Source organism: Mesorhizobium sp. (genome assembly GCF_004962925.1).
Taxonomy (GTDB): domain Bacteria; phylum Pseudomonadota; class Alphaproteobacteria; order Rhizobiales; family Rhizobiaceae; genus Mesorhizobium.
This window is the reverse complement of record NZ_SUEO01000135.1, coordinates 1-6,915: the sequence shown is the minus strand read 5'-3', so window position 1 is coordinate 6,915 and position 6,915 is coordinate 1. Positions and strand designations below refer to the sequence as shown.

6 protein-coding genes are annotated in these 6,915 nt (G+C 63.3%); 2 read left to right on the top strand and 4 right to left on the bottom strand.

Features of this window, described 5'->3' with window-relative positions; translation table 11 throughout:
- The 4 genes from E5W87_RS23380 to E5W87_RS23365 all read right to left on the bottom strand — a co-directional run.
- Nucleotides 1-989: PLP-dependent aspartate aminotransferase family protein (locus E5W87_RS23380; protein WP_292402875.1), on the bottom strand; the 989-nt coding region annotated here is incomplete at its 3' end.
- Complete coding sequence (locus E5W87_RS23375) at nucleotides 986-2,410, bottom strand: pyridoxal-phosphate dependent enzyme (protein ID WP_292402872.1); 1,425 nt, start codon at nucleotides 2,408-2,410, stop codon at nucleotides 986-988. The genes E5W87_RS23380 and E5W87_RS23375, both read right to left, overlap by 4 nt.
- A 278-nt stretch (nucleotides 2,411-2,688) precedes the next feature.
- Nucleotides 2,689-4,023 (bottom strand): FAD/NAD(P)-binding protein, encoded by a 1,335-nt coding sequence (locus E5W87_RS23370; RefSeq protein WP_292402870.1) that lies wholly within the window; start codon nucleotides 4,021-4,023, stop codon nucleotides 2,689-2,691.
- Between the two features lie 61 nt (nucleotides 4,024-4,084).
- Nucleotides 4,085-4,537 carry an Rrf2 family transcriptional regulator gene (locus tag E5W87_RS23365; protein ID WP_292402868.1) on the bottom strand — a complete coding sequence of 151 codons (453 nt, stop codon included), beginning with the start codon at nucleotides 4,535-4,537 and terminating at the stop codon, nucleotides 4,085-4,087.
- A gap of 896 nt (nucleotides 4,538-5,433) precedes the next feature.
- On the opposite strand from E5W87_RS23365, the gene tauA reads away from it, so the two are divergent.
- Nucleotides 5,434-6,447 (top strand): taurine ABC transporter substrate-binding protein, encoded by a 1,014-nt coding sequence (gene tauA, locus E5W87_RS23360; protein WP_292402865.1) that lies wholly within the window; start codon nucleotides 5,434-5,436, stop codon nucleotides 6,445-6,447.
- A gap of 113 nt (nucleotides 6,448-6,560) precedes the next feature.
- Nucleotides 6,561-6,915 (top strand): ATP-binding cassette domain-containing protein (locus E5W87_RS23355; RefSeq protein ID WP_292402862.1); only part of this gene is annotated, 355 nt, incomplete at its 3' end.

The window sequence follows — 6,915 nt, the reverse complement described above, 5'->3', positions numbered from 1 at the left end:
TGCGTGTGTTCGAGGAAGCGTTTTGTGCCGGCAAGGTCGCGGTCGAGCTCGACCGTTATCATGCCGCCGAAGGCGTGCATCTGCCGCCTGGCGATGGCGTGCTGCGGGTGGCTGGGAAGGCCGGGATAGATGACGCGGCGGATGTCGGGGCGGCTTTCCAGCCAGTGCGCGATCTTCTGGCCGTTCGACGAGTGGCGTTCCATCCTGAGCGCCAAGGTCTTGAGGCCGCGCAGCGCCAGAAAGCTGTCGAACGGCCCGGAAATGGCGCCGATGGCGTTCTGCAGGAACTTTAGCTGGTCGGCGAGATCCTTGTTGTCGCCGACCACGGCGACGCCGCCGACCATGTCGGAATGGCCATTGAGGTATTTCGTCGTCGAGTGAACTGATATGTCGATGCCGAGCTCCAGCGGCCGCTGCAGATAGGGGCTACAAAAGGTGTTGTCGGCGACCGAGATCACGCCTTTGCGCTTGGCCAGCCCTGCGACCGCTTCGAGATCGACAACACGCAGCAGCGGGTTGGTCGGCGTCTCGACCCACAGCATTTTGGTTTCCGGGCGGATCGCCGCCTCGACCGCGGCAAGATCGGTGAAGTCGACGAAGTCGACCTGGAGATTGGCCGAGCGTTTGCGCACCCGCTCCAGCAGCCGAAACGTGCCGCCATAGATGTCGTCGGTGGCGACGACATGGGCGCCCGAATCGAGCAGTTCGAAAATGGTGGCGATTGCCGCCAGCCCCGAGGCGAAGGCGAAGGCATTGGTACCGCTTTCGAGGTCGGCCACCGCACGCTCGAAGGCAAAGCGGGTCGGGTTCTGGCTGCGGGCATATTCAAAACCCTTGTGGACGCCCGGGCTCTGCTGGCCGTAGGTCGAGGTCGCATAGATCGGCACCATTACCGCGCCCGTCGTCGGGTCGTGGCTCTGGCCGCCATGGATCGTGCGCGTCGAGAAGGCCAGGCGGTTCCTGCCCGATACGGTGGCTTTGATGGTCATCGGGCGCGCCTCAGATGGTTGATCAGGTCGATGCGGGTTATCAGGCCGATGAACTCGTCGCCATCGAAGACGATGGCGACCTCGTTGCGGTCGAACACCGGCAGCAGCGCGTCCAGCGTCTGGGTGGCCTGCAGCGTGTGCAGGGTGGAGGTCATCGCCGTGCGCACCGGGGCTTTGAAGCGGTCCCAGCGGCTGTCATAGGGGCCTTCGACCTGGGCGAGGATGTCGCTTTCGTCGACGATGCCGACGAGCTTGCCCTCGTCCAGCACCGGCAATTGCGAGACGTCCGAACGGCGCATGCGGCCATAGGCGTTGAGCAGGCTTTCGTCCGGGCCGACAGACACGATATCGCCGGTGCGGAGCGTGCGCATCACCAGATCGCGCAGATCGCCATGCTGCTCCTGCTCGGCAAGGCCCTGCTCGGCCAGCCAGAAGTCGTCGAACACTTTCGACAGATATTTGTTGCCGCTGTCGCAGACGAAGGTGACCACCCGTTTCGGCACGGTCTGCTCGCGGCAATAGCGAAGCGCCGTCGAAAGCAGCGTGCCCGACGACGAGCCGGCGAGGATGCCCTCCTTCGAAAGCAGGTCGCGCACCGCCAGCATGCTCTGCTTGTCGGGGATGGAGTAGGCTTTCTTGACCAGCGACAGATCGGCATTGGGCGGGACGAAATCCTCGCCGATGCCTTCCACGGTCCAGCTCCCGGCCTCTATCATCTTGCCCGTCTTGATCAACGGTGCCAGCACCGAGCCGACCGGATCGGCGAGAATCATCTCGGTCTTCGGCGAGACATCAGCGAAGTAGCGGCCAAGCCCGGTCAGCGTGCCGCCCGAGCCGACGCCGACGACCACCGCATCGACGTCGCCATCGAGCTGTTGAAAGATTTCCGGACCGGTCGTGGTTTCGTGGGCCAGCGGATTGGCCGGATTGGCGAACTGATTAGCATAGAAGGCGCCAGGCAGCTCCGCGGCGATCTTTTCGGCCATGTCTTGGTAATATTCCGCGTGACCCTTGCCGACATCGGAACGGGTCATGCGCACTTCCGCGCCGAGCGCGCGCAGATGCTGGATTTTTTCGCGCGACATCTTGTCGGGCACGACGAGGATGATGCGATAGCCTTTGGGGATGCCGACCTGGGCGAGGCCGAGACCGGTGTTGCCGGCGGTCGCCTCGACGATCGTGCCGCCGCGTTTCAGCTTGCCCTGTTTTTCGGCCGCAGCAATCATCGACAGCGCGATGCGGTCCTTGATCGAGCCGCCGGGATTCTGGCTTTCGAGCTTGATGAACAGCCGGCACTTGCCGATGTCGAATTTGGTCAGCTCGACGACCGGCGTCTGCCCGATCAGGTCGAGAACCGACGCATAGGGCGGACGCAGGCGGGACATTGTCCTGTCCGAGGGGGCGATCTTGTGCACGCTCATGCTGATGCTCCATGGTCAAGCGACCGCCTTGGGCAGGCTGTCAGCCTATCTTCTTTTCCAGCCGTTTGCAGTCTGAAAGAAGATAGATCGTGCCAATCCATTGGCCAGACGGGGAATGGGATTCCAGTTCCGCACCTTCGTCATCCTCGGGCTTGACCCGAGGACCCATGCCGTGGCGGGGGCCGAGGAATGCAGCGGTCCAGACCTTCGTCGATGCACCGTCTCAAAGTCTTCTGCACTGCTGTGACGAAAGGGAGGGTAACCAAAGGAACCCTTTTTCACCCCAGCAACCGCTTGCTCAGCCGCGCGCACTGGACGCGAATATCCGGAATGGCGTCGATCTCGAAGAAGGTGCCGCGCGTCAGTGGTCCGACCGCCAGGATCTTGGCCGATACGGTGCCGTCGCTGGCGATGACCTCGCAATTGTCTGATACGTCGAGGCCAAGGCGCAGCGGATCCGGCCGGGCCAGCCCGCGGTCGACCAGCGACCTCACTACGCTGTTCGAGGTGGTCGAGATGTCCCTGGCGATGCCGCTGCAATCGTAGATGCGGGCGATTTCGAAGGTTTCGAGACGCTGCGTGTGGCGCGACTGGACCTGTACGGTGAATTCGTCGCCTGCCGTGATGTCGACGACGCGCCCGGCGACAAGCCGGATGCGGCCCGACTGGACCGCCTCGGTGACACGGCCATAGACTTCCGGCGCCATGCGATGGCGGTGGATATCCCACCACGCCTTGGTATGCTCGACGAAGCGGCGCTTGGCCGAAGACGGCCAGTTCTGCCAGATCTTCTGATTGAACGGCCTCAGACCATCGACCACGTCGCGCCAGTCGATGCCGGCCTTCTGGTTTTCCCGGATCAGGTCGCGGAACCAGCCGACGAAATAGGAGAGCTGGGTGCCGAGCGGAATGTCGGCAACGTCGAGCTTGATCGGATTGCCCTTGCGGTGCGGCGAAGGCAGCAGGCCGCGCCGCGACACCGCGACGATATCGCCGCGATGCCCGCGCTGTTCGAGCGACAGGAACGCATCGACCATGCTCAAGCCGGTGCCCAGCACCAGGACTCGGGCTTCGGGGTCCAGCGCGGTGTCGGCCTCCGATCCCATCCTGATCGCGTGGCCCTGGCCGGCGCCCGGCTCCTCGTCATGTCCGGTCGCCAGCACGGCAAGGTGGGCGACGACGCTGGTGCCGTTGGCCAGCGTCACCTCGACCCCGGACGCGGTCGGCGAGATCGACAGGCTTTCCTCGCGGATCAGGCGAAGGCGCCCCGTCTCGCGGGCCTCGAGTTCGTCCAGCAGTTCCTTGAGGTAACGGGCATAGACACTGCGCGGCGCGTAGACCGGCGCCTGCTCTGGGGTTGCCAGGCCGCGTTCAAGCAGCCAGCGCCAGAAATTGCCGGGATCGTCGGCATAGGCGCTCATCCCGGCCGCACTGACATTCAGCACATGCGCCGACAGCAGCGTGGAATAGGCGATGCCCTGGCCGAAATGTGGACGCTTTTCGATCAGCGTGACGCGGAGATCGGGATTGGGCGATTTCAACAGATGTGCGGCAAGGACGACGCCGCTGGCGCCGCCACCGACGATGATAACTGAATTAGCGCGCCCGGTCATGCGCGCACCAATTGTCTCGGGAGCCGTTGGTTCCGGCGTTGTTGGTTCAGGCTTTGTTGCTTCAGGCTTGGATTTCCAACGCAACCGAGAGGTCTTCCTCGCCGGCGATATCGCGCATCTCGGCGAGGCTGCGCTGATCCAGCACCTCGGCGATCGCTTGCCGGACCTCCAGCATCAGATGTCGGACTTGGCATGTCGCCTCGTTACAGTCTTCACAGCGCTGATACCGGGTGCGGCTGGCGCAGGGAATGGGAGCAAGCGGCCCGTCGAGCACGCGCACGACGTGACCGATCTTGATTTCATCCGCCGGCCGCGCCAGGCGATAGCCGCCCTCCTTGCCCTTGCGGCTCTGGACGAAACCGGCATTGCGCAATTCGCCGAGGATGGCGTCGAGAAATTTCTTCGGGATGTTGTTTCCGGTGGCGATATCGCCAACGAAGGCGAGCTGTCCAACCGGCAGCCGCGCAAGATGTACGAGCGCCTTGAGGCCGTACTTGCCCTTTTTCGTGAGCATAGACCGAACGTTTCTCTGTCGTGCGATGGCGCAGGGCCACCGGTTGCGAAACGCCTGGCGTGGGTCCCCACCGCGTCCAAGCTTGTATGGCACATAATTTCTAGTGACATGATATACAAGCCGGTTGCTGTTGATTTTGCTTGGTTTTCAAGCCGTGGCAGCGATTTTGGGCCAGGCTTGTGACGCCGAGGACACAGAAACGCAGCTCGCATGCATCGGAGCATGTGGCCCGATGCCACGAGCGATCGCCGGGGTGCGGTGGGTACGGTCGCTCATCTCGTCAACTCCTTAATGTCGATAAGAATACTATAGTTACGCGCCAAGACAGGGAATGAGGTTCCATTTCGTCGGCTGTTTGAAGCATGGATTTTTTAGGCCGATGGCCTGATGGGGAATTCCAGTGCGTGCCGATTGTGGCCGGTCGCAACCGGTCAGCGTCGAACCCTGATCTGCAAGGTCTGCCATTAGCGTTGGCCCTAATGGCTTCGTCATCCCAGGGCGAAGCAGGAGCGAAGCGACGTCGCGGAGACCCTGGGATCCATGCCGTGACGGTCGCCGAGGAGTGCAGCGGCGCAGAATGAAGGCTGCCCTTCCGCTGCTTCCCGGCATCAAAGAAAGTTCTGCACCATAGCGACGCACTGATGTCACGGCATGGATCCCAGGGTCTGCGCTCCGCTTCGCGTTCGCTACGCCCTGGGATGACGAAGCTCGTATCCAAGGTTCTAGTGCACCTGTTGCAACGACCCCGCCGCAGCCGCTCTGTCCGCTCGCCAGCCCGTCGCCGACAGCTTTTTTCCACCAAACCCTTCGCCGTTGGAAGGATTTAACTCTACAAGAACGATAGAATTAGATGAGTATGAAAGGCAGTCCGGTTTTCTCTTTTCAAGGAGCCTTTCATGTCCACCATTTCACGACGCATCATTCTCCTCTCGTCGGCAGCCCTGGCGGGCGCCGCCTTCCTCGGCCCGGCCCAGGCGCAAGACCTCAAGATCACCATCGGCTACCAGACGGTGGTCGAACCTTCGAAAGTGCCGCAGGCAGACGGCGTCTATGAAAGCACGACCAAGGCGGCCATCGACTGGCGGAAGTTCGATTCCGGCGCCGACGTGATCGCCGCCGTCGCTTCCGGTTCGGTCGACATCGGCTATGTCGGGTCGAGCCCGCTGGCGGCCGCGGCCAGCCGCGAGCTTCCGATCCAGACCATTTTCATCGTCGGCCTGATCGGCGAATCCGAAGCCCTTGTCGCCCGCAACGGCGCCGGCATCGAAAAGGTCGCCGACCTCGCCGGCAAGAAAGTGGCCGTGCCTTTCGTCTCGACGACGCATTACAGCCTGCTTGCCGCGCTGAAGCATGAGGGCGTCGATCCGAAATCGGTCGAGATCCTCAATCTCAGGCCGCCGGAGATCGCGGCGGCCTGGGCGCGCGGCGACATCGACGCGGCCTATGTCTGGGATCCGGCGCTCGGCCAGATCAAGACGTCCGGCAAGGTCGTGGTGGACTCCTCACAGGTCGCCGCCTGGGGCGCGCCGACCTTCGACGCCTGGATCGTGCGCACCGATTTCGCCGAGAAGAACCCGGAAGCGGTGCGCGACTTCGTCAAGGTGACTGGTGCGGCCTATGCCGAGTTCCTGGCCAAGCCGGACGCCTGGTCGGTGTCGTCGCCACAAGCGGCAAAGATCGCCAAGCTCACCGGCGCCAAGCTGGACGACGTGCCGCTGCTGCTCAAGGGCTATGTTTTCCCGACGCTCGGAGAGCAGGCCTCGGAGAAATTCCTCGGCGGCGGCACGGTCAAGGCGGTCGAGGCGACATCCGCCTTCCTCAAGGAGCAGGGCAAGGTCGACGCCGTGCTGCCCGACTATTCGAAATATGTGTCGTCGAAATATGTCAGCGAGGCGCTTGCCTCGAACTGACGCCAAACGCGCGCGGTTCTCCTTCCCTGACGCCGCGTGCTGTCTGCCCCGAACCGCTGACGAGGAGCGGCTTCGGGGCAGGCGGATTCTCTTCAAAGGTTCTGCGAGGCCACATGACGCATCTCGTGCTCGATAAAGTCTCTGTCCATTATGACGGCCAGCCGGCGTCAGCCGTCGAGCGCGTGTCGATCGATGTCGCCAAGCACGACTTCGTCGTTCTGGTCGGCCGCTCCGGCTGCGGCAAGACCTCACTGCTCAATGTTGCCGCCGGTCTGGTCGAACCGGTGCGCGGCGGCGCCACGATCGGCGGCAGGCCGATCACCGCGCCCGGCTCGGACCGGGCCGTGGTGTTCCAGAACGACGCGCTGTTTCCGTGGCTGACCGCCCGGGAAAATGTCGCCTTTGCTCTCAGGCTGCGCGGTGTGCGGCCGGACGAGCGGGCGCGGCGCGCCGACGAGCTGCTCAGGC

Bases quoted from the DNA above. Each gene is read 5' to 3' on its own strand.
- E5W87_RS23375 (WP_292402872.1), bottom strand. From the start codon at position 2,410: ATGAGCGTGCACAAGATCGCCCCCTCGGACAGGACAATGTCCCGCCTG.
- E5W87_RS23370 (WP_292402870.1), bottom strand. From the start codon at position 4,023: ATGACCGGGCGCGCTAATTCAGTTATCATCGTCGGTGGCGGCGCCAGC.
- E5W87_RS23365 (WP_292402868.1), bottom strand. From the start codon at position 4,537: ATGCTCACGAAAAAGGGCAAGTACGGCCTCAAGGCGCTCGTACATCTT.
- tauA (WP_292402865.1), top strand. From the start codon at position 5,434: ATGTCCACCATTTCACGACGCATCATTCTCCTCTCGTCGGCAGCCCTG.